The organism is Mycobacterium sp. NGS61 (assembly GCF_059812325.1).
Genome location: NZ_JCALCL010000004.1, coordinates 38,564 through 64,161, shown reverse-complemented (window position 1 = coordinate 64,161; position 25,598 = coordinate 38,564). Strand labels below are relative to the sequence as shown.

The window sequence follows — 25,598 nt, the reverse complement described above, 5'->3', positions numbered from 1 at the left end:
CGGAATTCACTCTGCGGCTATGGCGGCAAGAAGCGGGAGAATCCCACCCCCACCGCAGGGTCAACGCCGCGCCGCGCGTCCGAATACGGGATTTCCCCGATGTTCGCGGCTCCGCGCACCGAGATCCTGGCTAGCATGACCAAAACCGATCGACGGATTGAGTTGGACGTGAGCGAGCTGCCAACCGGAACGGTGACGCTGTTGCTCGCCGATGTCGAGGGTTCGACGCGGTTGTGGGAGACCGAAGCCGACGCGATGACTGCCGCGTTCGCGCGCCTGGACCGCACTCTCAGCGACCTGCTTGCCGCCCATGGCGGGGTGCGTCCGGTCGAGCAAGGCGAAGGCGACAGCTTCGTGGTCGCGTTCCCGCGCGCTAGCGCCGCGGTGGCGTGTGCCCTGGCCCTGCAACGAGCGCCGCTGGCCCCGATCCGGTTACGCATCGGTCTGCACACCGGCGAGGTGCAACTGCGCGACGGGTGCAACTACGTCGGTTCCACGATCAATCGCACGGCGCGCCTGCGCGACCTCGCGCACGGCGGTCAGACGGTGCTGTCGGGCACCACCGAGGACATTGTGGTCGACGCGCTCCCGGATGATGCGTGGCTGACCGACCTCGGCCGCCACGAACTTCGCGGAATTGCTCGTCCCGAGCGGGTGGTACAGCTCTGCCACCCGGACGTCGCCAACGACTTTCCGCCGCTGAGGACATCGAAAACCGTTGCTGCCGAGCACTTACCGACGCAACTGACCAGTTTTGTCGGCCGCGGCGCCGAGATCGACGGCGTACGGCGCATCCTGGCCGCCAACCGGCTGGTCACCCTGACCGGTGCCGGCGGGGTGGGCAAGACCCGGCTGGCCATTCAGGTCGCGGGCCAGCAGGCCGCCGAGTTCGGTGACGGCGCCTGGTACGTCGACCTGGCGCCGCTCACCGACCCCGATCTGGTGCCGGTCGCGACGGCCGGCGCACTGGGGCTCACCGACCAGCCCGGCCGCTCCACCACCGAGACGTTGATCCGGTTCGTGGGTCACCGTCAGATGCTGGTCGTACTGGACAACTGCGAGCACCTCCTCGACGCGATCGCCGCGCTCACCGCCGCGCTACTGACGGCCTGCCCCGGGTTGACGGTGCTGGCGACCAGTCGCGAACCCATCGACGTACCCGGCGAGGTGACCTGGCGGGTGCCGTCCCTGTCGTTGGAGGACGACGCCGTTGCGCTGTTCCTGGACCGGGCCCGGCGAGCGCGCACCGATCTGCACATCGCCGACGACGACAGCGAGACGGTCAAGGAGATCTGCCGTCGGCTCGACGGCATGCCCCTGGCGATCGAGTTGGCGGCCGCCCGGGTACGGGCGCTCTCGCTCGACGAAATCGTGAGCAGTCTGCATGACCGCTTCCGGTTGTTGACCGGGGGCGGGCGCACTGCGGTGCGCCGCCAGCAAACGTTACGGGCGTCGGTCGACTGGTCGCATGCGCTGCTGACCGATTCCGAACGCGCCCTATTCCGGCGGCTGGCGGCATTCGTCGGCGGCTTCGATCTCGCCGCCGCGCGTGCCGTGGCCGGGGGCACAGAGGTGGAGCGCTTCCAGGTGTTGGACCAGCTCACGCTACTGGTGGACAAGTCGCTGGTGGTGGCGGATAACACAGTAGGGCGAACGCGTTATCGGCTGCTGGAGACCGTTCGGCAGTACGCCGCGGAAAAACTTGACGAATCCGGTGAGGTGGACACGGTTCGTGCACGCCACCGCGACTACTACGCCGCAATGGCGGCCGCGCTCGACGCGCCAGCCGCCACCGGACACCAGCGGCGGGTTGAGCAAACCGAAACCGAACTCGACAACCTGCGCGCGGCGTTCGCCTGGAGCCGCGAGAGGTGTGACACGGAAGTGGCATTGCAGCTGGCGTCGTCGCTGCAGCCACTGTGGCTCACGCGCGGCCGCCTGCGCGAAGGAATGAGCTGGATCGATGAGGCGCTGACCGATCTGGACGCCGTGGACGGCGAGGTGGCACCGGCGGTGGTGGCGCGGGCGCTGGCCGACGCGGCACTCCTCGACGGCTGGGTCGGCATGCCGGAGCGCGGGGAGCAAGCCACCGAAGCGCTGACCATTGCTCGCCAACTGGACGACCCCGTCCTGCTGGTTCGTGCTCTCACCGGCTGCATTGGCACGGCCGCCTTCGATCCCGAACAAGCGGCAACGTACTTCGCCGAGGCGATCGAGCTGGCGCGCGCCCTGGGCGACAAGTGGAGACTGAGCCAGCTGCTCGGCTTCCGCGCATACGCCGCTGTGATGGCCGGCAGCTCGATCACCGAGCACGCGGCGGCCGAAGGTCGCGACCTCGCCGACTCGGTCGGCGACCGGGTGGCGTCGGGCCAGTGCCGGTTATGGGGTATCGCTGGGGGACGGGCGATGCGCGGTGAGCTCCAGGGCGCCGCGGATGAATTGGGGGATCTGCTCGCAGAGGCCGATGCAGCCGGCGACCTGCTCACGAGATTCAACGCCCTGATGGCGCAGAGCTTTGTACTGGGGAGGCACGGCAACACGACTGCAGCGCTTGCCGCGGCCGAGACGGCGGTCGAGTTCGCCGCTGAGCTAGGTGCTGCGATCGAGGGGCTCGGCTATCTCGCACTGGGTTGGTCACGGCTGGCCGTGGGAGACGTCGCAGGCGCGCGCGACGCTCTCACGACAGCTTATGGCCAGATACCGAACGCCGGCTTTTCGTCGACCAACTTGATGTGGAGAGCCGAAACCGAGCTCGCGGAAGGCGATGTCGTGGCGGCCCGCCGCTGGGCCGATCGCGGAGTTCCGGCGACCGCTGGTTATTTCGGCACGTTCGCATTGAACACCCGTGCCCGCGTGGCGCTCGCTGAGGGGAACGCGGAGTCGGCCGAGCGTGACGCTCACGAAGCGCTGACGCGTGCCGCCGATACCGGGGCACAGCTGGGAGTGCCGGACGTCGTCGACTTTCTCGCTGGGCTGGCCGTGCTAGCCGCGAGTTATCCCGAGGCGGCTAGGCTCTTCGGTGCCGCAGAGGCAATCCGGCAACGCACCGGGGAGGTGCGATACCTGATCCATCAGGCCGCCTATGAGAATTCGGTGGCGACGCTCCGAGATGCGATGGGCCAAAATGACTTCGACTCCGCCTGGGCCGAGGGGGCAGCGCTATCCACTGCCGAAGCGATCGCTTATGCCCAGCGAGGTCGGGGCGAACGCAAACGCCCGGCGTCCGGCTGGGCTTCGCTCACCCCCGCCGAACTCGACGTCGTCCGCCTGGTCAGCGATGGGCTGGGGAATAAAGACATCGCCGCCCGGCTTTTCATCTCGCCGCGCACCGTCGAGGCACATCTGACGCACGTCTACACGAAGCTGGGCTTGGCCTCGCGCGTCCAACTGGCCCAGGAAGCCGCCCGCCACGCCTGAAATCGGTGGCGAGCAGACACAGAATCGCATGAAAATGACGGTGTTAGTGCGATTCTGCGTCTGCTCGCGCCAGAAAAGCAGCACTAGCGCCGCCGGTCATCCGTTCGGACTCCGGTAGGTCGAGGTAGCGCTCCAGGTTGCGGTGCATGTTGATCACCCGACGTTCTTCATTGGAGAGCACCAGATGCGTCAAGCCGGGCTGGTGCAGGCCGCGTTGCAGGCCGGGCAGGATCCGGATGTCCTGGGTCAGCACGATTCCCGGTTCGGCATCCGCGGCCGACATGCGCATGTCGGCGGGCTTGTTGCGGTCGGCGCCGGGCGGCATCCGGGTCATCAGGAACATGGTCAGCTCACCGTGGTCCGGATCCGGGCCGGGCCGCGACGTCATGATCGTCAAGTGGTCGGCGTTGACCAGGAACGTCATGTTCGGGAACACGTTGTACTGGTGCAGTCGGGTGATCCGGTCGGTGTCGGCCCAGTCCAGGTTCACCCCGCGTCCCGCGGCGAACTCCCGGGTGCGCGCCGCGATCAGGTCCGGCACCGACTGGCCGTCATCGGGAAAGGGTGTGCCCTCGGCCGCACCCATCAGCGCACCCTGGGTGTAAACGTAAGCGTCCCAGACTTCTTTGTCACTCAGGGTGCCCTCGAAACGCGGACTGGGCACCCCGTACGGTTGGTCGGACTTACCTGCGTGCACCCAGATCTGTTGCGGCGCATGGATATCATCGACGCAGCGCAGCAATTCGGGGTGCAACGTTTGGATATGATAGGTCTCGCTGTAGCCGTCGGCAATGGTCTTCCAGTTGGCTTCGACGTCGACGGTCAGCGTTGCGTAGCAACGGAAGTCGCCGATGTCGCACCAGGCGATGTCCTCGGGGATGCCATCCAGATAGGAGATCAGTGGCATCGCGCTGAGGTCGAGATTGACGAACACCATCCCCGCCCAAACGTCGACAGCGGCCGGCACCAACGGAAAGTCCGACATCTTCAGCGATCCGAAGCCCTTGCGGTTGGGGACCCGCTTCAGCACCCCGGCGAGGTCCCAGGTCCAGCCGTGGTAGCCGCACTTGAGTTCGCGCAACCCCGAACCGCTGCCTACGCACAGCGAATTCCCCCGATGCCGGCAGGCGTTCTGAAAGGCACGCAGCACGCCGTCGTCATCGCAGACAATCAGGACTCCGTATGGGCCACAACGGTATTCGAAGTAGTCGCCCGGGTGGGAGACGTGATCGACCAGGCAGGCAAGCTGCCACACCTTCGGCCACATCCGCTGGATCTCGAGGGCGGCGAACGCCGGCGAGTAGTAGCGCTCGGCGGGCACCAGGGTCGGGGACGCGGGCGGGACCCCGATCGCGTCCTCGGCACGGGTCCGGGCGGGGTTACCCGCGGCCGTCTGCACCGGCGCGGCCTAACGCGCGCCGCGCACCAACCGGCCCGGCCGTGCGCCGGTATCGACGTCGTGGCGCCGGGTCACCGTGCCGCTGACGATGGTGGCCGCGTATCCGCTGGCGCCCTGCAGGATCCGGTTTCCGCCGGCGGGCAGGTCCCAGGCCATCGCGGCTGGGTGCAGCGTCAGCGCGTTCAGGTCGATGACGTTGATGTCGGCTTTCTTGCCCGGTTCGATGGTGCCGCGGTCGGTGAGACCGAACAGGTGCGCGGTGTCCCGCGCCTGCTTGCGGATCACATATTCCAGCGAGAGTTTGTCACCGCGGTGCCGGTCCCGCGCCCAGTGGGTCAGCAGGAACGTGGGATACGAAGCGTCGCAGATCATTCCGCAGTGTGCGCCACCGTCGGACAGGCCCAGCACACCGGCCGGGTGCAGCAGCATCTCGCGAATTGCGTCGTGGTTGCCCTCGGCGTAATTGAACAGCGGCAGCATCAGCATGGCGCTGGCGTCCCGTTCCAGCATCAGGTCATAGAGGGTCGACAGCGGGTCCTCGCCGCGCGCCTGCGCGATCGCCTGCACGGTGCGGTCCGGGGTGGGCTCGTAGTCCGGCGGGTTGCCCAGTGCGTAGAGGCGGTGCAGCGAATGCTGCACCAGCGCGAACATGCCGTCGAACAACAACGACGGATCCACCGGCAGGTCGTCCTCGGCCAGGATCGCGGCCTTGACGGCGGGATCGGCCAGGCGTTGCGCGAGTTCTTCGCGGCCGCATTCGGCCTTCAACCGGCGGTAGGTGGGCCGGTGGCTGAACCCGTGATGGCCCTGGAATCCGATCATCATGCCGAACGGGCGGGCGGCGATCTGCGGGTACAGCCGACTGCCGTCGGAGTGAGCGGCCGCGGAGAGATCCAGCATCTCGCGCCACAGTCCCGGGTCGGCGTCCACCTGGATGAGCGCGAAGGACACCGGACGGTCGATCTCAGCGCCCAGTCGGCGCATCCACTCGAGTTCCTTCTTGGGCGCGATGATGTCCTCACCCGCTGAACCCTGCGGGGCCAGTTCGAAGACTGCCTGACCGCCGGCGGCCATGGCCCGTCCGAGGCCGAACAACTCGTCCTCGGCGGCGAAGGTGCCAGGCACCGGTTCGCCGTCCATCGCGCGGTGACCCATCGTGCGCGACGTGGAGAATCCGAGTGCGCCCGCTTCGACGGCCTCGGTGACCAGGCGGCCCATCGCTTTGATGTCGTCGGCGGTGGCCGGTTCGTTGCGGGCACCGCGTTCGCCCATTGCGTAGGCGCGGATCGCGCCGTGCGCGACCTGGCTGCCCACGTCGATCGAGAACTTCTGCTTACCGATGGCGTCGAGGTACTCGGGGTAGGTCTCCCAGCCCCAGGTGATGCCCTCGGTCAGGGCGGTGCCGGGAATGTCCTCGACGCCTTCCATCAGGCTGATCAGCCAGTCCTCGGTCCCGGGCCGCACCGGCGCGAAGCCGACGCCGCAGTTGCCGGTGACCACCGTGGTGACTCCATGACCGCTGGACGGTTCCAGCGAACTGTCCCAGCTGACCTGCCCGTCGTAGTGGGTGTGGATGTCGACGAACCCGGGCGCCACCACATGTCCGGTCGCGTCGATGGTCTCGGCGGCTTCGCCGGCAAGCTCCGGAGAATCCGCGCCGCGGCGGACCACGTCGACGATTTTGCCGTCCTTGATGCCGATGTCGGCGCGGTAGCGTGGCGCGCCGGTGCCGTCCACGACGGTCCCACCGACGATTTTCAGGTCGAACATGGATGCCTCCAGGGCAGCGAATCAGGGCTGTGCGATCATTTCGCTACGGTGAGTAGCGTATGTATCGACGGTAGGCGTCCCGGTGGCTTGAGTCAATGACGCGCGGACGGGCGGGTCAGGATGCGGTCAGGCGATTCCAGGTCAACTTCACCGCGGTGCCGTGCGGGGTTCCGTCGATGCTCGCTTCGTCGGCGAGGGCACGCATCAACGGGATGCCGCGCCCGCGGGCCAGATTCGCTGCGCTGGGCTGCTGGCGCCACCGACCGCGGTCGATGATGTTCACCGCGAGGGTGTCCGAACCGGGGTCGTAGGCGGCGCGCACATCCATGGTCCCGCACTCATCGGGGTAGGCGAATTCGGCGACATTCGCCAGCGCCTCGCTGACAGCCAGCACCAGGTCACTGAACTGCTCGGCGTCGAGCGCGAAATGACGACTCAGCCAATTGCGAAACTCGACCCGAATCCGCGTGGCATTCGATGCGTCGGCGGCAATCTGCGTTCGGACGAAGCGCGGGCAATCGTTGCTCTGGGATGTCACGGGGTGCCGAATCAGAGTGTCTGGCCGACCCCCGGCGATGCCGTGCTACGCACCGGTGATCCAGTTCAGCGCGCTATCCAAGGTGCGGTGCAGCGAGAGCACGCTGTCGATACCCATCAGTTTGAGTGGACGGCTGGTGGCCGGGCCGTCGGCAACCACGGCCAACCGTGTCGGCGGCGCCAATTCGGCTTGCCCGTTGACCAGCACGCTCATCCCGGCAGACGCGAGGAATTCCACTTTCGTCAGATCGACGATGAGCGCCGGGGGTTTGCCGGCCAGCGCCGTGTGCATCGCATCCGCCAATTGAGGAGCACTCAGCATGTCTACTTCGCCCGAGACGGCCAGTACCACGGCACCGTCCGCCTGGTACTGCTCGACTTCGAAAGCCGTTCGGTTGATTGGATCGCCGGGTTGATCGACCATGCTTTATCTCAAATCCGTCCTCGGGGGGACAACAATAGTGCTCAGAAAACCACGCCATGCCGGGGCTGTGGATTCAACCCGCCGGAAAACCGCCACGAACTTGCTTGCCGAATGCAGCGCCGCGGCAGCCAACGAAAGCCAATCCTAGGCCATCGCGCGAAACACCCGCCGGGTACCGTTCCGCCGGGTAAACATTCTGCCACCGCGGGCGGCCGATCGCTTTTCCGGCCGGCCTGCGCCGCGTGCGCCGACAGTGGTGCACAACGGGGTCAAGGCCTTGTGCGGGGTTGATAGCGTCTACGAATGCTCTTTGCTGCGCTGCGCGATATGCAATGGCGAAAACGTCGCCTGGTTATTGCCATCGTCAGCACCGGGCTGATCTTCGGGATGACGCTCGTGATGAGCGGACTTGCCTACGGGTTTCGCGTCGAAGCCCGGCAGACCGTGGATTCCATGGGGGTCGACGCATTTGTGGTCAAGGACGGCGCGGCGGGACCTTTTCTGGGGTCGACGCCATTTCCCGACGTCGACCTGGCGCGGGTGCGCGCCGAACCGGGTGTCTCCGCCGCGGCACCGCTGGGCTGTGTGGGGACGATCATGAGGGACGGCAACTCGACCCGGAACGTCACTGCGTTCGGGGCACCTGAGCGTGGTCCCGGCATGCCGTCCGTTTCGCAGGGCCGGGCCCCGTCGAAGCCCGACGAGGTGGCGGCGTCAAGCACGCTGGGGCGCCGGCTGGGCGACACCCTGCAGGTGGGCGCCCATACGCTGCGGATCGTAGGCATCGTGCCCAATTCGACCGCACTCGCCAAGATCCCCAACATTTTTCTGACCACCGAGGGTTTGCAGCAACTGGCGTACAACGGGCAGCCGATGGTCACCTCGATCGGCATCGACGGCACCCCCCGGGCGCTGCCGAACGGCTACCGGACCTATGACCGGGACGGTGCCGTGGCCGACCTGATCCGGCCGTTGAAGGTCGCGGTGAACTCCATCACCATCGTTGCGCTGTTGCTGTGGGTGGTGGCGGTGCTGATCATCGGCTCGGTGGTGTACCTGTCCGCGTTGGAACGGGTCCGCGACTTCGCGGTGTTCAAGGCGATCGGGACCCCGACGCGCTCGATCCTCGCCGGCCTGGCGCTGCAGGCGCTGGTCGTCTCCCTGCTGGCCGCGGGGGTGGGGGTGATCCTGTCCAAGCTGCTGGCGCCGCTGTTCCCGATGGTCGTCGCGGTCCCGTCCGTCGCCTATGTGCTGTTACCGGTAGTGGCCACCGGGATCGGCCTGCTGGCCAGCCTGGCCGGGTTGCGGCGGGTGGTCGCCATCGACCCAGCGCTCGCGTTCGGAGGTCCCTGATCATGGGCGATCTGAGCATCCAGAATCTGGTCGTCGAGTACTACAGCGGCGGCTATGCACTGCGCCCGATCAACGGACTGAATCTCGATGTGGCGTCCGGATCCCTGGTGATCCTGTTGGGACCGAGCGGTTGCGGGAAGACGACATTGCTGTCCTGTCTCGGCGGCATCCTGCGGCCCAAGTCCGGCACCATCAAATTCGACGACGTCGACATCACGGCACTGGACGGCAAGGCGATGGCGCAGTACCGGCGCGACAAGGTCGGCATCGTGTTCCAGGCCTTCAATCTCGTCCCCAGCCTGACCGCCCTCGAGAACGTGATGATTCCGTTGCGGGCCGCCGGGATGTCACGCGCGGCCTCGCGCAAGCGCGCCACCGAGTTGCTCGAACGGGTCAACCTCGGCGACCGGATCAAGCACCGGCCCGGCGATCTGAGCGGCGGTCAGCAGCAGCGCGTGGCGGTCGCTCGGGCGATCGCGCTGGATCCGCCGCTGATCCTGGCCGACGAGCCGACCGCACACCTGGATTTCATCCAAGTCGAAGAGGTGCTGCGGCTGATCCGTGAACTGGCCGACGGTGACCGGGTGGTGGTGGTGGCAACCCACGACAGCCGCATGCTGCCGATGGCGGACCGGGTCGTCGAACTGACTCCGGATTTCGCCGACACCAACAGGTCGCCGGAGCTGTTCGAACTGAAGGCCGGAGTGGTGTTGTTCGAGCAGAGCACCATGGGTGAGTTGATCTACGTGGTGATCGAGGGCGAATTCGATCTGGTACATGAATTGGCCGACGGCGGTGAGGAATTGATCAAGGTGGTCGGGCCGGGTGACTACTTCGGGGAGATGGGCGTGCTGTTCCACATGCCACGCTCGGCGACCGCGCGGGCGCGCACCGATGCGAAGGTGATGGGGTACACCGCCCAGGCCTTCCGGGAGCGTCTCGGCGCAGGCGGCCCGCGCGACCTGATCGGACACCGCGAGCTCAGCAGCGACTGATCCGCTACGAGTGGTGCTGGGCGAAGAACCGCCAGATGGTGTCGGTGGCGTCCGGGGGCTGGCCGCGTCGGACTGAGTCGCCGAGCAGACGTCAGCGCATCGCACGTACACCGAGTGCGCGCCCGAGCGCCCGGCGCGCCCGGGCAGCCGTTTCCCGCTTCGGCAGCCGCACGGCGGCCACCCCCCGGGCGCCCAGCAACGCCGCCAGCATCACCGAGACGCAGACCAGCCCGTCGTCCTTGAGACCCCACTTCACCGCGGCCAGGATCGCCGCCCCGGCCACGCACAGCAACACGCCGACGCTGACGCCACGCCACGCCGACGTAATGGCGGGGGCGCCGTCCCACCCGGGCAGCGGAGTGTTCTCCAGCACCCGCAGCGCCACGAACAGCACCGCCACCACGGCGATCATCAGGACGAGTTGCGCAACGCCGATCGCCAGGAAGTCGGGCTGACCCGGGAAGCGCGGGTGGCCGAAGGCGTCGAACAGCAGGTGCACGCCCAGCAGCGCCGGCATGTGCCACAGGTACAGCGTCATTGCGCCGGAGTTGCCGATCGCCGTGAACCACCACACCCGCGGCCGTTGCGCCCAGCGGTTGATCGCCGGTGCGGCCGCGATCGCCAGGGCGCTGAGCACGATCGCGTGTCCGGCGAGCAGCAGCGAGGGGGGGCTCATGTTAGGCAGCTGCTGGCCCTCAATACCGACCAGACTCAGCTCGTAGGGACCCCACTGCAGCAGCGCGATGTTGACCGTGAACACTGCCGCCGCGACACTCAACGCGACACGACCGCTGAGCAACTGGCGGCGGTAGGCGACGCCGAACATGCCGGGGATGAGCCAGGCCGCGAGGTTGAGATAGCCGATCGGCGCCAGTGCCGGCCAATGCAACCGAAGCACGTCGACGACCGCGACCATCGCGTAGACGGCGGCGACGCCGCCGACCAGGCGGGTCGCCGTGGTGATCCGCCACAAGGCCGGCATCGCCGCGAGCACCAGCACATACACGCCGAGAAACCACAGCAGCTGAATGCTGATGCCTGCGACCGGTTCGTACACATGTTGGGGCAGGAAGGGATACAGCATTACCAACGCGACGGCCCAGAAGGCCAGGTAGTAGAAGACCGGCCGGAACAACCGGGTGCACCGCTTCAACAGCCAACCCCCCCAGTTGACCTCCGGTCCCCAGGACGAGACGCACGCCGCGGCGCCCGCGAAGAAGAACAGCGGCATGATCTGGAAAATCCAGGTCAAAGCCTGGAACACGGTCGAAGTGGTGAGCAGGTTGTCCCAGATGAACACGCCGTCGCGGATGGTGCTGATCGCCATCACGGTGTGGCCGATCACCACGCCGACCAGTGCGGTGATGCGGATGACGTCGATGGCGCGGTCGCGGTCGACCGGCGTGGTGGCGGCCAGTTCAGGGGCGCTCGGAAAGCGCAGCAAGCCCGGGGAAGTTGTCATTCCTGCAGCATTGCTGGTGGGTGCGGGCCGGCACCTGCGTAGGACTACTCGTTCCGGGCGGGTAGTCCTACCACTGACTAGGCCTGGTGGGCCAGGGTGAAGAAGACGTAGGCGAGGCAGAACAAGAAGTTCAGGGAGATGAGGACCAGCCCGGCGCACACCAGCGCGTGCCTGCAGCGCCGCTGCAGCCGCGTGACTCGGGCGGACTGTTTCTCGCGGTTGAGTTCCGTGGCGATCAACGCGAAATTGACGTTGGTCATCTCCCGTTCGGCCACCGGGGAGCCGGTGAACAACTGGCGGAGGCGGGTCGCCGGGATATGCACTCCGACGGCTGCGAAGCGCCGGCTCAGTCGTCGTGCCTGCCTGCGGCCGAGAACCTGGCCGCGTAGCTGCAGTTGCTGCGCGAGTCGCTGTCGTTCGTCGCCCCAGGGGTTCGACGGGGTCGTCACAAGCGGGAAGTCTATGTCCTTCATCACATTTTGGGGACAGATCCGTCCCGCATTTTTCGCGGATTCGCGGCCTCAGCGCAGCTGCTCGGTCGGCACCGCGTAGCGCTGCTGGTAGCTGCGGACCCGGTCGCGCACCTCGTCGGCGTTCAGACCGGTGTCCGACCAGGTGTAGCGGCCCCGTCCGCCGTCTCCCGGGTGAGCGGCCAGAAAGTCGCGCATGCGTTGCTTCGCCTGCGGCCGCAGTTCGCGGCCCAGCTTTCGGTAGATGCCGTCGATGGTGGTCCAAGGGTCGGCAATGAAATCGGCGTAGTGGACGTCGATGATGCGGTCGGCGGCGATCTTGCCGCTGTCACGCAGCGCCATCTCCCGCTCGAGACCGACCACAATCTCCTCGTAGGACTGGGCCGCGCACTCACCGATATCGGATTCGTCGCTGCCCATCCGGCGCAGATGATGGGTGAGGGCGGCGATCGACGAGATGACGTTGAGCGGGTCGCGGTGCGTCTGCACGATCAGCGCGTCGGGATACTCGGCGAGCAGCGCATCGAGCTGCCACAGGTGCGCCGGCGACTTCAGTAGCCACTGCCCGGGCACGCCCGACTGCAGGTGCTGCAGGAAGATCCGGTGGAACCGGTAGGCCGCGGCGTGGTCGGCGTCGTAGAGCAGCCAGCGGTAGTAGGTGGGCAGGCGGTACTGCACCGAGAAGATCATGCTGACGAAGGAACTGGCAGTGATGCGGACGCACTCCTGCCCGACCAGCGCGCCCATCGGGTGGTACTTCAGGAAACCGGGGATGATCTGCTCGGCCATCTCCAGGCTGGCCTGCGTGAGGGCGATCCGCGGGTCGTCGTGATAGGTCTGCGGTTGCGGAACCGGGCAGGGCGCATCCACTTCCCAGGTCAGCGGCGCGCGCAGGGCGGGATCCTGGGCCAGCAGGTCGTACAGGATGGTGGTTCCGGTGCGGGGTTGCCCGACGATGAAGATCGGCGCCTCGACCGGCTCGGTCGCTATCTGCGGGTTGCGATTGCGCCAGTCGATCACGTCCAGCCGGTTCTTCAGGGCACGCATCAGATCCAGATAGGCGATCTCGACTCCGATGGCCGACAGCCGGGCCTCGTTGAGCAGGCCGTCCACCACCCGTTCGAGTCCGGCTTCCCAGCCCGGGGCGGCATCTCCGAAGTCGTCGTGCCCGGTTTCCGCGCAGGCCGTGGCGATCAAACGTGCGGGCTGGAAACGCTCCTGCGGCGTCATCGCTGTACCGACACCTCGACGCGGGGCGGGTTCGGGTTGTCGAGCCAGCGCAGCACGATGAACCCGCGGTGACGGCCACCGGTGTCGAGCCAGTGGCCCAGCCCGCGATCCCGGTCACCGATCGCGATGCGCACCCGCCCGTCCGGGCCGGGTTGCACGCCGCGGTTGGTCACCGAGCTGTGCCGTCGCCGCGGTTCCAGACACTCGTGCCAGATGTTTTCCAGGGTGACGTTCCAATACCTGGTGTCGGGCGGCTCGATGTCGAGCACGAGTGCCTGGCCCGGCTCCAGGCGGTAGGTGCCGATCATGTACAGGTTGTCCGGCGTGGTGTCCGCCGCGCCCAGGTCGGCGGCCTCGGCGGTCAACAGCGCGTTGGGCTGATCGAGCAGCTCGGGCTTGATGGTGCGGTGCAGGGTTGCGAGCTTCATCAGCGACCACGCCATCGCGGTGAACTGCTCGGCCAGCGCGTCGTCGGTCAGCGCAGTCACCGGGTCGGGGTCCAGAGCCTCGATGTGCAGGGTGGCCAGTTCCTCGCGGGCGCGGTCACCGATGTACTCCCGCACCACCACCGACGACGCGTCCCCAGGGATCGGCAACCACTGCGCCCCGTCGAGGTCCGCCGGTTGCTGTGCGGCCAGCACGATCGCGAATTGTTCTGAGCACAAGTCCAATTCGGTGTCACTGAGATAGCCGGACATGCGTCGCGGGGTCAGACCGGTGCCGGCCAGGATCTGCATCCCGAGGTAGGCCGACGTACCCCGGGCGCCGGTGATCCGATAGCGACGGTCACCGCGGATCATGGCCAGGTAGTAGTTGCCGTCCGGGTTCGGGCCGCCGACCATCCGGTTCGGCGAGCACATGTCGAAGAACACCGGCCGGCTCAGGTCGGCTTCGACGGCCATCTGCGAACACAGCGACGACACCCGGGCGATCACCCGCAGCCCTTCGAGGAGTTCGCGTTCGGTTTCGGCGTCCTGGGTGACGATGGTGGTGACGTCGGCCAGCATCTGCTGGAAGAACTTCCAGGCGCCGACCGCCTGGGGTGCGTCGACCCGAGTCATAGCTTCGATCTCCTAGCGGTTGAGTGTCAGCGCGTCGACGATGAGCCGGGTGGTGAGCTCGGCGCGCCGTCGTGGATACGCCTGTCCGGCAGACAGAATCGGATACACGACGCCGCCGACGACGGCATCGGCCGCCGAGTCCGCGGTCGCCGGATCGATCCCCGCGGCGAGCAGCCGGGTGCGGACGCTGTCGTGCAGCGGCGTACTGAATCCGTCGCGCAGTTTGGCCGCGGTGTCCTGGTGTTCCATGCCGGCAACGGTCAGGGTGCGCAGCATTGCCGAGCCGCGGGCGGTGGTCAGGCTCGCGGCGAGCTTGCCCACCCACTCGACCAGATCGGCGGCCAGATCGTCGGTGTGGTTCATCGCGGCGAGGATCTTGTCGGCGTCCTCGAGCATGACGTCGGCGACGAGCTCGGGCCTGCTGCGCCACCAGCGGTAGATGGTCTGCTTGCCCACCCCGGCCCGGGCGGCCACCGCCTCGATGGTCAGCGCATCGAAGCCGCGTTCCAGGAGCAACTCGCGCGTTGCTGTCACGATTGCGGTACGTGATTTTTCGCTGCGGCGGCGCGGCGTGAGATCGGTCGACATGTCAGGTGGTCCTGTTCGACTTTCCGGCGTCCGCCTTGTTAGTCTCTGCAAGACGAGACGGTTCGTCTTGTAAAGCGAGAGGATAGCAGCCGGTGCCGCCCATGTGGAGTTTGTCGAGCGCAGCTGCCACGGCTGGGTCGCCGTCGTGAGCGTGGGACTGACCGCCGAGCAGCAGGAGTTGTGCGCCGCTGTCGGACAATTCGCCGCACGGCACGCTCCGGTTGCCGCCACCCGGGACAGCCTGGACGCGCTCGCCGCCGGGAAGATGCCCGACTGGTGGGAAGCATTGGTCGACAACGGCTTTCACGCCGTTCACCTGCCGGAGGAGGTCGGCGGCCAGGGTGGTCGGCTGGTCGACGGCGCATGTGTGCTCGAGGCCGCGGCCACAGCGTTGTTGGCCGGGCCGTTGCTGCCGACGGTCGCCACCGGCGCGGTCGCGCTGTCGGCAGATCGGACCCCGATGGCGGAGTCGCTGCTGCGTGAGCTTGCCGCCGGTGCGCCGGCAGCGGTCATCCTGCCGGGCGACGGCGAATTTTGCGTCGATCGGGTCGGCCAGGGATGGCGGGTGACCGGGACCTCGGAGGTTACCGCTGGGGTGTGCTCGGCGCGGCTGGTCCTGGTCGGTGTGCGGACCGCGGACGGTGGCGTGGTATGGATTCCGGTCGATACCGAAAACCCCGCGGCAGCAATCGATTCGGCAGACGGCACCGATCTGGTGACCGATGCCGGAATCCTGCGTTTGACCGACTACGCTGCGGCCGACGTGCTGACCGGCATCGAGCCGGAACGCGCCGAATGCGTGGTGTTGGCACTGGTGGCCGCGACAACCGCCGGCATCACGCAGTGGTGCGTGGATGCGGTCACCGCGCACCTGCGCATCCGGGAACAGTTCGGCAAAGTGATCGGCACCTTCCAGGCCCTGCAGCACAACGCGGCGATGCTGTTGGTCAGCAGCGAATTGGCGACGTCGGCGGCGTGGGACGCGGTGCGGGCGGTGGATGAGCCACTCGATCAGCACCGCATCGCCGCGGCCGGAGCCGCGTTGATCGCGGTGTCGCCGGTGCCCGATCTCGTGCTGGATGCGCTCACGATGTTCGGCGCCATCGGATTCACCTGGGAGCATGACGTACACCTGTACTGGCGGCGCGCAATCAGCCTGGCCGCATCGATCGGTCCGGCGAATCGCTGGGCCCGGCGGCTGGGCCGGCTCACCTGCACCCAGCAGCGTGACATGTCGGTGGACCTGGGCGACGCGGATGCCGAGTTCCGGTCGCAGGTGGCCCAGACCCTGGACGCGGCACGGCAATTGAGCAACGACCAACCCGGCCGTCAAGGTGACTACGACGACTTCAAGACCGGTCCGCAACGCACCCTGATCGCCGAAGCCGGCTTGATCGCGCCGCATTGGCCGCCGCCGTGGGGACTCGACGCCGGGCCACTACGCCAGCTCATCATCGACGACGAGTTCGCCAAGCGGCCCGACCTGGTGCGCCCGTCGCTCGGCATTGCCGAATGGATCCTGCCCTCGGTGCTACGTGCTGCGCCGAAAGAGCTGCAGGACAAACTGATCCCGCCGACCCAACGCGGCGAGATCGCCTGGTGCCAGCTGTTCAGTGAGCCGGGAGCAGGGTCCGACCTGGCCGCTTTGACCACCCGCGCCACCAAAGTGGACGGCGGCTGGCAGATCAACGGACACAAGATCTGGACATCGGTGGCCCACCGCGCCGACTTCGGGGCGCTGCTGGCCCGCACCGATCCCGACGCCGCAAAGCACCGCGGCATCGGCTATTTCATCCTGGACATGCGATCCCCGGGCATCGAGATCCAGCCGATCAAGACCGCCACCGGCGAGGCGCATTTCAACGAGGTGTTCCTCACCGATGTCTTCGTGCCCGACGCGATGCTGCTCGGTGACCCGGTCGGCGGTTGGAATCTGGCGATCGCGACCATGGCCGAAGAGCGTTCGGCCATCAGCGGTTACGTCAAATTCGACCGCGCTGCCGCACTGCGCCGGTTGGCGTCGGAGGACGGCCCGGACCGTGCGGACGCGCTGCGCGCGCTCGGCGAACTCGACGCATACACCAATGCGATCAAAGCGCTGGGTGTGCGGGAGACCATCCGCTTGCTTGACGGGCAGCCGTCGGGTCCGGCGTCCAGCATCGCCAAGGTCGCGATGAATGTGTTGCTGCGCCGCACCTTTGCGGCCACACTGCAACTGACCGGACGGCTGGCAATGGTGGCCGACCCCGATCCCGCTGCGCAACCTGCTGTAGTGGAGCCGTACCTGCGGTTGCCGGCGGAGTTGATCGGCGGCGGCACCCGTGAGATTCAGCTCAACATCATCGCTCAAATGATTCTCGGACTGCCGCGGAAATAAGGGAACGCACATGGGATTACGCGGAGAAGCCGCAATAGTCGGCTACGTCGAGCTGCCACCCGAGCGCCTCAACAAAGCGGCACCGGCGCCGTTCGTCATCGAGCAGTGGGCAGAACTGGCCGCGGCAGCACTCGAGGACGCGGGATTGTCCGGTGATGTAGTCAACGGCATCGTGACGTCCCACCTTGCCGAGTCACAGATCTTCGTCCCGTCCACCATCGCCGAATACCTCGGAATGCCGGCCCGATTCGCCGAACTGGTGGATCTCGGCGGAGCCAGCGCCGCCGCCATGGTGTGGCGGGCCGCCGCGGCGATCGAGCTCGGAATCTGTGACGCGGTGCTGTGTGCCCTGCCGGCCCGCTACATCACGCCGTCGTCGAAGCAGAAGCCCAGGCCGCTGGTGGATGCCATGTTCTTCGGCTCGTCGAGCAACCAATACGGTTCTCCGCAAGCCGAATTCGAGATTCCCTACGGCAACCTGGGTCAGAATGGCCCGTACGGCCAGGTAGCGCAACGCTACGCCGCGGTCTACGGCTACGACGAGCGCGCTATGGCCAAGATCGTGGTCGACCAGCGGGTCAACGCCAACCACACCGACGGTGCGATCTGGAAAGACAAATTACTGTCGGTCGACGATGTGCTGGCCAGTCCGGTCATCGCCGACCCGCTGCACATGCTCGAGATCGTGATGCCCTGCGTCGGCGGCGCTGCCGTCGTCGTCGCCAACGCCGACATCGCGAAGCGGGCCCGTAACCGTCCGGTGTGGGTCAGGGGGTTCGGTGAGAACGTGCCGTTCAAGACACCCACCTATGCCGAGGATCTGCTGCAGACACCGATGCTCGAGGCCGCCGACACTGCATTCGGAATGACCGGCTTGACCCGGGACCAGATGGACATGGTCTCGATCTACGACTGCTACACCATCACCGTGATGCTGTCCCTGGAGGACGCGGGCTTCTGCCCGAAGGGCAAGGGCCTGGAATTCGTTGCCGGCCACGACCTGACCTTCCGCGGTGACTTCCCGCTGAACACCGCCGGCGGCCAACTCGGGTTCGGTCAGGCCGGATTGGCCGGGGGCATGCATCATGTCTGCGACGCCACCCGGCAGATCATGGGGCGTGCGGGTGCGGCGCAGGTCAGCGACTGCAACCGGGCCTTCGTGTCGGGGAACGGCGGAATCCTGTCCGAACAGACCGCGCTGGTCCTCGAAGGCGATTGAGCAGCAGGAGGATTCATGGCGATCAGCTTCGACCGACCGATGCCGGTCAAGACGCCCACCACCGCGCCGTTCTGGGATGCGCTGGCCGAACACCGGGTGGTGATCCAGTACTCGCCGTCGTCGCAGGCCTATGTGTTCTACCCGCGGGTGCGCGCGCCCCGCACCCTGGCCGACGACCTGGAATGGCGCGAGATCTCCGGTATGGGCACGCTGTACTCGTTCACGGTGGCGCGCCGGCCCGCACTTCGCCGACGCGGTGCCACAACTGCTGGCCATCGTCGAATGGGACGAGGGCCCAAGGTTTTCCACCGAGATGGTCAACGTCGAGCCGGGTGACCTCGAAATCGGAATGCGGGTGCGTCCGGTGTTCTTCGACTATCCCGAGCACGACGTGACCATGTTGCGCTACGAACCTGCCTGAGCGCGATCGGTACTCCTCCTCGGGTATCAGCCGCACGTCATCGCGAGTGATGCGCTTAACCACGGACGTTCGGTCAGCAGGCGGGCACGTCAGGTCGAGGAGCGCACGATCAGACGCGCGATGTCGGTGATATCCGGCGACGGCGGCGGCGGGTAGCCCAGCCGTTCGTAAACCGCGGCGATCGCGGCGTCGGCAACCGCGTTCGGGTCGAACTGCACGGTGGTCAGCGGCGGGGTGCTCACCATGCCCATGGTGCTGGCGTCCACGCCCATCACGGCCAGGTCCCCGGGGCAGCGCATACCCGCCAGGTGTATCCCGTACAGCACCAGGCAGGCGACTTCGTCGCTCTGCGCGCACACCGCGGTGACGCCGTCGCGCACCCACGTGGTGACGACGTCGGCGGCGTTGGCGACGGTAATTTCGGCGACGGGCACCGGCGGGAGGTCGCGTACCTGTGTCGCGCGGACGACACCTTCGAGCCAGTACTCGCCCAGCGCCCGCCACTTCGCGATTCCCGTATTGGCGAACGCGATCTGTCGGTGGCCCCGCGACACCAGATGGGCGACCCGCATCTCGCCGACCGCGAGGTGGGGATCACCCAGCGCCGGCAGGGTCCCGATTTCGACCAGCGGAATGGCCGCCTCGCTCACCGCCCCGGCGGCGGCTTCGCTGAGAGGGAACAGGCTGGTCACCGCGACCGGATCGAGATTGGCGATCGCATCGACGACGTGGTGGTCGTCTTCGGTCTCGAAGATCTGCACTTGCAACAGACCCAGTCGCGCGAGCTCGGTGGTCATCCGGCTGCCGGCCTGCATCGGCATGTCGCCCACCGCCACGTGTGGCACCACATACAGCACCACTCCGCTCTTGCCGCGGGCAAGATTGCGCGCGGCCAGATTGGGCCGGTAGCCGAGTAGTTTGGCGGCCCGATTGACCGCGTCCCGGGTCTGGGCCGATATTCGGCGGCCCTCGGCGTTGTTGAGCACATAACTGACCGTCGCGGTCGACACGTCCGCCAGCCGAGCCACGTCAGCGGTGGTGGGTCGCACACTTTTGTCCGTGCTCACGCGTCACCTTCCCGGGCTGCTCCTGCCACATGGTGGCACGGGGTGTCCACGCCAGCGCACCCTCCCGCGGATATCCGGTCTGTTGGCAGACTAATAGCATCAGAATCGAGCGTGTCCGTCCGAGCGACCTGGTGAGAGGAATGACCCTAGAACTTGCCAGCTGACCTGGTTTTTCGCCGCCAAGCCGAGACGCTGGATCGGCAGGGTGTCACCGCTCTACGGCCAGCACATGGAGGAAGTGCTGCGGGATGTATTGCATTGCACCCCAGAGAAGTTGCTGGATCTCTCCCGGTCGGGCGTCAGCGCCACAGGACCGGCAGGGCTGTGGCATGGCCGTCACCCTGGGTGTGCCGCCTCGCTGCGGTGACTTGTGCGCACCGGTGCGGTTCCTGCTGCGGCAGGATTCGGTGGTGATGGAATTGACTGCGCGCCATCGCATTACCGGCGTCGAGAGTCGTCGCTGATGAAAACTGACGGCATCAGAGTGGAGTGGGATTGAGCGCACACCGCACCGCGGCCATCGTCGGGGTGTTCAACACCGCGCAGGGCCGCCGGCTGGAAGGTGAGACCTCACGAAGTCTGGCCATTACTGCGATCCGAGGAGCCCTCGCCGACGCCGGTCTGAGCCTGCACGACGTGGACGGCATCAGCGCGGGTCCACAGTCCACCGCACTGATCTATGACCTGCGGCTCGGACCGGCGTGGCAAGGCTTGGGCTTCGGGGTCGGCATGATCACCGAGGCGGCCACTGCTATCGAACACGGCATGGCCGACGTGGTGGTGCTGGTCGCCGCCCAGGCCGGTGAGTATCGCGACCACGAAGCCACCGCGCCCTGGACGCGACCGGAGAACGAATTCGTAGCGCCGTGGGGCATGTTCACGGCCGCGGAATTCGCGCTGATCGCGCGTCGGCACATGCACGTCTACGGCACCACCCGCGAGCAGCTGTCCATCGTGGCGGCCACCATCCGCAACAACGGATCGCGCAACCCGAAAGCCGTGTATCACCAACGTGGTCCGTTCACCCCGGACGACATCACCGCGTCCAGGCTGATCGCCGATCCCTTCCACCTTCTCGATTGCGCCACCACGTCCGAGGGTGGCTGTGCGCTGGTACTGGCGAACCTCGCCAAGGTCGACCCGCGCAACCGTGCGGTCTACATCTTGGGCAGTGGCGCAGACTTTCACGGGCCGTCCTATCAGCATCCGCCGGCGTGGGACCTGGTCGGCCGCCGCGGCGATCACGTCAACGGCGTGGTGGGCCGGCGGGCTGCCGACCGTGCCTTCGCGCACGCGGGTCTGCGCCGCGACGACGTCGACGTGCTGGAGCTCTACGACCCGTTCTCGTTCGAGATCATCCGCCAGTTGGAGGCGTTCGGGTTCTGCCCACCCGGTGAAGGCGGGCCGTTCGTCACCGACGGTCACATCGCGATCGGCGGCAGTCACCCGATCACCACGGACGGAGGAACCATGTCGTTCAGTCACGCGGGAGCCAACCCGCAGATGATGCAGCGCGCCGTGCGGGCCGTGCAGCAACTGCGCGGCGAGGCGGGTGAACTGCAGGTGCCGGACGCGCGTATTGCGTTGTGCAGCAACGGGGGAGCGGGTGCGATGTTCACCACAGTGCTGCTACTGGGGGACGAACCGCGATGAATCTATTGCCGCAGACCGGCCCGTTGCCGCACGCCGGCAGTCACCTCAGCGTGCCGTTCTGGGCGGGATGCCGTCGTCACGAACTGTGCTACCAACGCTGCGGACAGTGTGGCCTGGCCAACTTCCCACCGACCGAGCACTGTCGCCATTGCCTGTCGGCCGAGCTGCGGTGGACACGGGGCGGTGGCGTCGGCGAAATCTACAGTTGGACCGTCGTGCACAGGCCGGTCACCGCGGAATTCGAACCGCCTTATGCGCCGGCAATTGTCACCTTGGACGAGGGTTATCAGCTGCTGACCAACATCGTCGGCGTGGCCGCCGACGCACTGCGGATCGGGATGCGGGTGCGTGTGCAATTCCACGCGGTCGACTCCGAGGTCACGCTGCCGTACTTCACCGGATCGCCGTGAGTCCCGCTCGCACCGCCAACGGCCTGCCGATCACCGCCTACCTGGTGCTGGGGTGCTGGCCGCCACTGACGATCAGCTCCGTCGCCGCATGGCCCGGCCGGGTGAGCGCCCAGCGTGGCTGGACCGCTCGTGCTACGCAGGCACCGCGACCGTAGCCAACAGCTCGGCGAGACGCGCGGGTTGATCGACCATCGAATAGGTGCGGGCCCCTTCGATGACCTCGAGCCGGGCATTCGGAATCGTCGAGGCGAGTCGTCGGCCGTCTTCGAGGTCGAAGAACTTGTCGTCGCCCGACCATGCGATGAGGGCAGGTTTGCCGAATTCGGGTAACCGTGCGGCGACCCCGGTGGTGATCTCGGGGCGCAGCGACAGCGAGAGCTGGCGCAGGTTCTCCGCGATCGCGAGGTCGGACAGTGCTGGGCGCACCCACACCGCGGTGAGATCGTCAATGTCGTTGTGGGCCAAACCCGCATAGGCGCGCCGGCGCGCGACGGGCGCTCGCATGGTCTGAATGGCGGTGCGGAACAACGACCTGGACCTGGCGGCAAGGATCACCGGCTTGAGGATCGGCGGCGGAAAGTGTTCGAACGCATCGCAACTCGTGAGGACGAGCGCCCCCAGCCGTTCGGGATGGTGCACCGCCACCAACTGGGTGACCACCCCGCCGGTGTCATTGCCGACCAGGACCACGTCGTCGAGGTCGAGCGCCGCCAGCGTGTCGGCGACGATCCTGGCGACGCCGGTGATGGTGGCGTCGGCACCGGCGCGCAGGGCTTGGGTGTGGGCACCGAGCGGCCAGGTGGGGGCAATGCAGCGCAGTCCTTGTTCGGCGAGGCGGGTGCTGACGTCGCGCCAGAGTTCGCCGCCCATCAGGTATCCGTGCACGAACACGACGGGACGCCCGGCTGCGGGTCCGGTTGCTTCGTAATGGATGGTTCCGGCGTTAATGTCGATCGTCGGCATGGCAAGCTCCTACTCGCAATATGTTACAAACAGGCTGTCTGTTCGTAAGTTACCAACAGGGTGTATGGAAATCAAGAAGCGCACTCAGGAACAGCGTTCCGCGGCAACCCGCGCGGCGCTGGTCTCGGCTGCCCGCAAGCTGTGGGGATCGCGGGGTTACGCCGACGTCGGTACGCCGGAGATCGCCGGCGAAGCAGGCGTGACCCGAGGCGCGATGTATCACCAATTCGCCGACAAGGCAGCGCTTTTCCGCGACGTCGTCGAAGCGGTGGAGCAGGATCTGATGAATCGGATGGCCACGCTGGTTGCTGCATCGGGTGCCACCACGCCCGCCGACACGATCCGCGCCGCGGTCGACGCCTGGCTCGAGGTCTCCGGGGACCCGGAGGCGCGCCAGTTGATCCTGCTGGACGCGCCGGCTGTGCTGGGTTGGGCCGGCTTCCGTGACGTTGCCCAGCGTTACAGCCTGGGTATGACCGAGCAGTTGATCACGGCGGCCATCGATGCCGGCCAATTGCAACCGCTACCGGTTCGTCCGATGGCCACCGTGTTGATCGGCGCACTCGACGAAGCCGCCATGGCGATCGCCACGGCGGCCGACCAGAAGCGGGCGCGCGAGGAGATCAGCCAGGTGCTGCGTCTGATCATCGATGGGATGCTCGAGGGCTGACGGTCCCGGGCGGCCGCCGTCACTTCACCGCCGCGATGGTCCGGCGGGACAGCTCAGTGGCGATCTCGCACGGATCGGGAAACGGCTTCCTGGTGAACTGGATCGACCATTCGAAGAAGTCGTCGCCGAACTGGACGGCAACGTCGCACAACCGGGTGCCGAGCCGGTCGGTGCCTGCCGCGATGTAGCCGCTGTGTCCGTCGATGGTGACGTCGCTGACGGTGGAGCGGGTGAGGTCCTCGTTCTTGCGTTCACGCCCGATCGGGCTGCCGCGAAACCAGCTGAAGGAGAACCACGGCCCGTCGATGCTGCCGTGCAGCAACCACTGACAGCCCATCGGGTTGCGAGCGGTGACGACCAGGCCGGACACGTTGGTGAGTTGCGCGACGGTCTGATCGCTGACGCCACCGCATTCCGGGAAGGCCGGTCCGTGCACGGCCTGCTTCGTGGTGCGCGACGGCGATGACTGCTGGCCCCCTGGTCCCGGCGGGTGGTCCTGGCAACTGACCAGCAGGGATGTCGCGCCAACCAGACCAGCCAGGACGAGCGAACCTACGGCGCGTCGATGTCGAAACACATTCTCAGCCATCTATTGCCGGCGCTTTTCATTCGACTCGTGGACGAGAGTTCGGGTGGTGAGCCGGGTCGCAGCGGGCATTCTTGCCATTCTTGTCGATGACGCGACTCAACACCGAGTCGTGGGCTTTTTGATTCGGTCGCCCATGAGCGTGCCCTTCGCACAACTTAATCAGCCCGCAGTGACGGTGCTGTTGTCCGACAAGCTATTTGGAGATCCGATCAGGGAGACATCGATGTCACTGCGAACTGGGTGATCGCGTCCGCTGCCAACTGCGCTCCGTCGCGGCGCCGGATCGCCACCCCGAGACTGCGGGCGGCTTGCTCGTAGCGAGGGTCGTGCAGCGTTGCCGCTACGGCTTTGCGAATGCGTTGCGGGCTAGCGTGTTTGGGCAGCAAGATGCCGGCCCCAGCCTTCTGCAGTGCGGCCCCACGTGTTGTTGATCGATCAGACGATGTTGTAGCATCCGCCGCTGACCGGCATACGCACATGTGCTGAGGCTGACGAGGACAATGGACATGAAATTGTCCCCGCGACCGTGTGCGGGAGGGTGGACAGGAAAGGCTACGGCGTCTTCAGGAAAATGTCGTTGAAGGTGACGGTGCGTAGTTTTCGCTCGCGGATGATGTCGACCAGCTGCGGGTAGACGTGGGTGACCGGCAGGTGATTGAGGTGTCCGATCACAATCGACTGCGGGGTGAAGTACTGGTCGGCCATCTTCACGATGTATTCCTCGGTGATCAACGTGGAATCCGACAGCGAACCCGACCACAGCACCGGCACGGTGTATCCGAGGTCTGCCGCCACGGCGTCGACAGCCGCGTTGTGCTTGGCGTACGGCGGGCGCCAATAGGGTTTGGCGCCAACGCCATACGTCTTGCGAAGGAATTCGTCGTTGCGGCTGAGCTGCTTGGTGATCTCGCCCGGGGGGATCGAGGTGCAGTCGGGGTGCGACCAGGTGTGGTTGCCGAGCTCGATCTGACCGGATTCGACCAGCGGCCGCAACATCGCCACGTTGTCGGTCCACGAGTCGTATATGCCGTTGACGAAGAACGTCATCCGGATACCGGTGTCCTTGGCGAACTGCGTGTAGGCACGCACCACTTCGCTGTTGGTGCCGTCGTCGACCGTCAGGGCGAGCAGATCACCGGTCCCGGGCAGCTGGCTGAGCGCACCTCCGCCGGGGAGTCGGATGCGCGCACTGGGGGGCGGCGGCGGCAGCAGGCCGGCGACAGTCGGACCGGCGGGCAGTGGCATGGCAGCTGCCGGCGTCTGGGCGAACGTTCGCGGTTGCGGGTCGACCATGCAGCGGGCCAGACCCACGCTGGCCACTGCGGAGACGGCGAGCGACCCGAGAAATCGGCGTCGGTTCAGCTCAGACATTTCCCGGCCGCAATCGATCGCGTGATCCGGGCACGCCCCCACTCGGGCTGCGACCTAGGCTGACCAGCGACGACACCACAGCAGCGAACCGTACCACGGCCGGGGCGGCCGACTCGGCCGGAAACGCCGGTGTGCCGCCCGAGTGTTGTGGC

General features: G+C 66.8%; 21 protein-coding genes and 1 pseudogene. 9 read left to right on the top strand and 13 right to left on the bottom strand.

The window, feature by feature from the left end; translation table 11 throughout:
* Window positions 1–135 precede the first annotated feature (135 nt).
* Window positions 136–3,417, top strand: a complete 3,282-nt coding sequence (locus tag AC5Y3Z_RS10345) for a helix-turn-helix transcriptional regulator (RefSeq protein ID WP_473138794.1) — start codon at window positions 136–138, stop codon at window positions 3,415–3,417.
* Window positions 3,418–3,460: 43 nt separating this feature from the next.
* On the opposite strand, the gene AC5Y3Z_RS10340 is transcribed toward AC5Y3Z_RS10345, so the two are convergent.
* The 4 genes from AC5Y3Z_RS10340 to AC5Y3Z_RS10325 all read right to left on the bottom strand — a co-directional run bounded on the left by AC5Y3Z_RS10340 (window position 3,461) and on the right by AC5Y3Z_RS10325 (window position 7,547).
* Window positions 3,461–4,816, bottom strand: coding sequence for an aromatic ring-hydroxylating oxygenase subunit alpha (locus AC5Y3Z_RS10340; protein WP_463827814.1), 1,356 nt, complete (start codon window positions 4,814–4,816; stop codon window positions 3,461–3,463).
* 9 nt (window positions 4,817–4,825) lie between these two features.
* On the bottom strand, window positions 4,826–6,586 hold the full coding sequence (locus AC5Y3Z_RS10335) for an N-acyl-D-amino-acid deacylase family protein (RefSeq protein ID WP_473138795.1): 1,761 nt from the start codon (window positions 6,584–6,586) through the stop codon (window positions 4,826–4,828).
* A 115-nt stretch (window positions 6,587–6,701) separates the two neighbouring features.
* Window positions 6,702–7,124 carry an ATP-binding protein gene (locus AC5Y3Z_RS10330; protein WP_463827816.1) on the bottom strand — a complete coding sequence of 141 codons (423 nt, stop codon included), beginning with the start codon at window positions 7,122–7,124 and terminating at the stop codon, window positions 6,702–6,704.
* Window positions 7,125–7,169: 45 nt separating this feature from the next.
* Window positions 7,170–7,547, bottom strand: a complete 378-nt coding sequence (locus tag AC5Y3Z_RS10325; protein WP_463827817.1) for an STAS domain-containing protein — start codon at window positions 7,545–7,547, stop codon at window positions 7,170–7,172.
* A 303-nt stretch (window positions 7,548–7,850) separates the two neighbouring features.
* Between AC5Y3Z_RS10325 and AC5Y3Z_RS10320 the strand changes: the two genes are divergently transcribed.
* Both AC5Y3Z_RS10320 and AC5Y3Z_RS10315 read left to right on the top strand, forming a co-directional pair.
* A complete protein-coding gene (locus AC5Y3Z_RS10320) occupies window positions 7,851–8,900 on the top strand; it encodes an ABC transporter permease (protein WP_463827818.1) in 1,050 nt (349 codons plus the stop codon).
* 2 nt (window positions 8,901–8,902) lie between these two features.
* Window positions 8,903–9,895 carry an ATP-binding cassette domain-containing protein gene (locus AC5Y3Z_RS10315; protein ID WP_463827819.1) on the top strand — a complete coding sequence of 331 codons (993 nt, stop codon included), beginning with the start codon at window positions 8,903–8,905 and terminating at the stop codon, window positions 9,893–9,895.
* A gap of 91 nt (window positions 9,896–9,986) precedes the next feature.
* Here AC5Y3Z_RS10315 and AC5Y3Z_RS10310 read toward each other — a convergent pair whose 3' ends face one another.
* The 5 genes from AC5Y3Z_RS10310 to AC5Y3Z_RS10290 form a co-directional block, all read right to left on the bottom strand.
* A complete protein-coding gene (locus tag AC5Y3Z_RS10310) occupies window positions 9,987–11,357 on the bottom strand; it encodes an acyltransferase family protein (protein WP_473138796.1) in 1,371 nt (456 codons plus the stop codon).
* Between the two features lie 77 nt (window positions 11,358–11,434).
* Window positions 11,435–11,806 (bottom strand): hypothetical protein, encoded by a 372-nt coding sequence (locus AC5Y3Z_RS10305; RefSeq protein WP_473138797.1) that lies wholly within the window; start codon window positions 11,804–11,806, stop codon window positions 11,435–11,437.
* A gap of 72 nt (window positions 11,807–11,878) precedes the next feature.
* Complete coding sequence (locus AC5Y3Z_RS10300; RefSeq protein WP_473138798.1) at window positions 11,879–13,057, bottom strand: sulfotransferase family protein; 1,179 nt, start codon at window positions 13,055–13,057, stop codon at window positions 11,879–11,881.
* Entirely contained in the window at window positions 13,054–14,118 is a 1,065-nt protein-coding gene (locus tag AC5Y3Z_RS10295) for a DUF1214 domain-containing protein (RefSeq protein WP_473138799.1), read from the bottom strand. Before AC5Y3Z_RS10295 ends, AC5Y3Z_RS10300 begins: the two co-directional genes overlap by 4 nt.
* A gap of 12 nt (window positions 14,119–14,130) precedes the next feature.
* On the bottom strand, window positions 14,131–14,706 hold the full coding sequence (locus tag AC5Y3Z_RS10290; protein ID WP_463827824.1) for a TetR/AcrR family transcriptional regulator: 576 nt from the start codon (window positions 14,704–14,706) through the stop codon (window positions 14,131–14,133).
* Between the two features lie 145 nt (window positions 14,707–14,851).
* Between AC5Y3Z_RS10290 and AC5Y3Z_RS10285 the strand changes: the two genes are divergently transcribed.
* The 3 genes and pseudogenes from AC5Y3Z_RS10285 to AC5Y3Z_RS10275 all read left to right on the top strand — a co-directional run bounded on the left by AC5Y3Z_RS10285 (window position 14,852) and on the right by AC5Y3Z_RS10275 (window position 18,723).
* Entirely contained in the window at window positions 14,852–17,083 is a 2,232-nt protein-coding gene (locus AC5Y3Z_RS10285; RefSeq protein ID WP_473138800.1) for an acyl-CoA dehydrogenase family protein, read from the top strand.
* Window positions 17,084–17,093: 10 nt separating this feature from the next.
* Window positions 17,094–18,302, top strand: a complete 1,209-nt coding sequence (locus AC5Y3Z_RS10280) for a thiolase family protein (RefSeq protein WP_473138801.1) — start codon at window positions 17,094–17,096, stop codon at window positions 18,300–18,302.
* Window positions 18,303–18,317: 15 nt separating this feature from the next.
* Window positions 18,318–18,723: pseudogene (locus tag AC5Y3Z_RS10275) on the top strand (Zn-ribbon domain-containing OB-fold protein).
* An 89-nt stretch (window positions 18,724–18,812) separates the two neighbouring features.
* Here the strand turns inward: AC5Y3Z_RS10275 and AC5Y3Z_RS10270 are convergent.
* Window positions 18,813–19,790 (bottom strand): LacI family DNA-binding transcriptional regulator, encoded by a 978-nt coding sequence (locus tag AC5Y3Z_RS10270; RefSeq protein ID WP_473138802.1) that lies wholly within the window; start codon window positions 19,788–19,790, stop codon window positions 18,813–18,815.
* Window positions 19,791–20,285: 495 nt separating this feature from the next.
* Here AC5Y3Z_RS10270 and AC5Y3Z_RS10265 point away from each other — a divergent pair, with 495 nt between their 5' ends.
* Complete coding sequence (locus AC5Y3Z_RS10265; RefSeq protein WP_473138803.1) at window positions 20,286–21,443, top strand: thiolase family protein; 1,158 nt, start codon at window positions 20,286–20,288, stop codon at window positions 21,441–21,443.
* Window positions 21,440–21,853 carry a Zn-ribbon domain-containing OB-fold protein gene (locus tag AC5Y3Z_RS10260; protein ID WP_473138804.1) on the top strand — a complete coding sequence of 138 codons (414 nt, stop codon included), beginning with the start codon at window positions 21,440–21,442 and terminating at the stop codon, window positions 21,851–21,853. Before AC5Y3Z_RS10265 ends, AC5Y3Z_RS10260 begins: the two co-directional genes overlap by 4 nt.
* Window positions 21,854–21,985: 132 nt before the next feature.
* Here AC5Y3Z_RS10260 and AC5Y3Z_RS10255 read toward each other — a convergent pair whose 3' ends face one another.
* Window positions 21,986–22,816, bottom strand: coding sequence for an alpha/beta fold hydrolase (locus AC5Y3Z_RS10255; protein WP_473138805.1), 831 nt, complete (start codon window positions 22,814–22,816; stop codon window positions 21,986–21,988).
* A gap of 64 nt (window positions 22,817–22,880) precedes the next feature.
* On the opposite strand from AC5Y3Z_RS10255, the gene AC5Y3Z_RS10250 reads away from it, so the two are divergent.
* On the top strand, window positions 22,881–23,486 hold the full coding sequence (locus AC5Y3Z_RS10250) for a TetR/AcrR family transcriptional regulator (protein ID WP_473138806.1): 606 nt from the start codon (window positions 22,881–22,883) through the stop codon (window positions 23,484–23,486).
* Window positions 23,487–23,505: 19 nt separating this feature from the next.
* On the opposite strand, the gene AC5Y3Z_RS10245 is transcribed toward AC5Y3Z_RS10250, so the two are convergent.
* On the bottom strand, window positions 23,506–24,075 hold the full coding sequence (locus tag AC5Y3Z_RS10245; protein ID WP_473138807.1) for a DUF3558 domain-containing protein: 570 nt from the start codon (window positions 24,073–24,075) through the stop codon (window positions 23,506–23,508).
* A 552-nt stretch (window positions 24,076–24,627) separates the two neighbouring features.
* On the bottom strand, window positions 24,628–25,437 hold the full coding sequence (locus AC5Y3Z_RS10240; RefSeq protein ID WP_473138938.1) for a polysaccharide deacetylase family protein: 810 nt from the start codon (window positions 25,435–25,437) through the stop codon (window positions 24,628–24,630).
* Between the last annotated feature and the right edge of the window lie 161 nt (window positions 25,438–25,598).

Bases quoted from the DNA above. Each gene is read 5' to 3' on its own strand.
- AC5Y3Z_RS10345 (WP_473138794.1), top strand. From the start codon at position 136: ATGACCAAAACCGATCGACGGATTGAGTTGGACGTGAGCGAGCTGCCA.
- AC5Y3Z_RS10335 (WP_473138795.1), bottom strand. From the start codon at position 6,586: ATGTTCGACCTGAAAATCGTCGGTGGGACCGTCGTGGACGGCACCGGC.
- AC5Y3Z_RS10325 (WP_463827817.1), bottom strand. From the start codon at position 7,547: ATGGTCGATCAACCCGGCGATCCAATCAACCGAACGGCTTTCGAAGTC.
- AC5Y3Z_RS10320 (WP_463827818.1), top strand. From the start codon at position 7,851: ATGCTCTTTGCTGCGCTGCGCGATATGCAATGGCGAAAACGTCGCCTG.
- AC5Y3Z_RS10315 (WP_463827819.1), top strand. From the start codon at position 8,903: ATGGGCGATCTGAGCATCCAGAATCTGGTCGTCGAGTACTACAGCGGC.
- AC5Y3Z_RS10310 (WP_473138796.1), bottom strand. From the start codon at position 11,357: ATGACAACTTCCCCGGGCTTGCTGCGCTTTCCGAGCGCCCCTGAACTG.
- AC5Y3Z_RS10300 (WP_473138798.1), bottom strand. From the start codon at position 13,057: ATGACGCCGCAGGAGCGTTTCCAGCCCGCACGTTTGATCGCCACGGCC.
- AC5Y3Z_RS10295 (WP_473138799.1), bottom strand. From the start codon at position 14,118: ATGACTCGGGTCGACGCACCCCAGGCGGTCGGCGCCTGGAAGTTCTTC.
- AC5Y3Z_RS10290 (WP_463827824.1), bottom strand. From the start codon at position 14,706: ATGTCGACCGATCTCACGCCGCGCCGCCGCAGCGAAAAATCACGTACC.
- AC5Y3Z_RS10280 (WP_473138801.1), top strand. From the start codon at position 17,094: ATGGGATTACGCGGAGAAGCCGCAATAGTCGGCTACGTCGAGCTGCCA.
- AC5Y3Z_RS10260 (WP_473138804.1), top strand. From the start codon at position 21,440: ATGAATCTATTGCCGCAGACCGGCCCGTTGCCGCACGCCGGCAGTCAC.
- AC5Y3Z_RS10255 (WP_473138805.1), bottom strand. From the start codon at position 22,816: ATGCCGACGATCGACATTAACGCCGGAACCATCCATTACGAAGCAACC.
- AC5Y3Z_RS10250 (WP_473138806.1), top strand. From the start codon at position 22,881: ATGGAAATCAAGAAGCGCACTCAGGAACAGCGTTCCGCGGCAACCCGC.
- AC5Y3Z_RS10245 (WP_473138807.1), bottom strand. From the start codon at position 24,075: ATGGCTGAGAATGTGTTTCGACATCGACGCGCCGTAGGTTCGCTCGTC.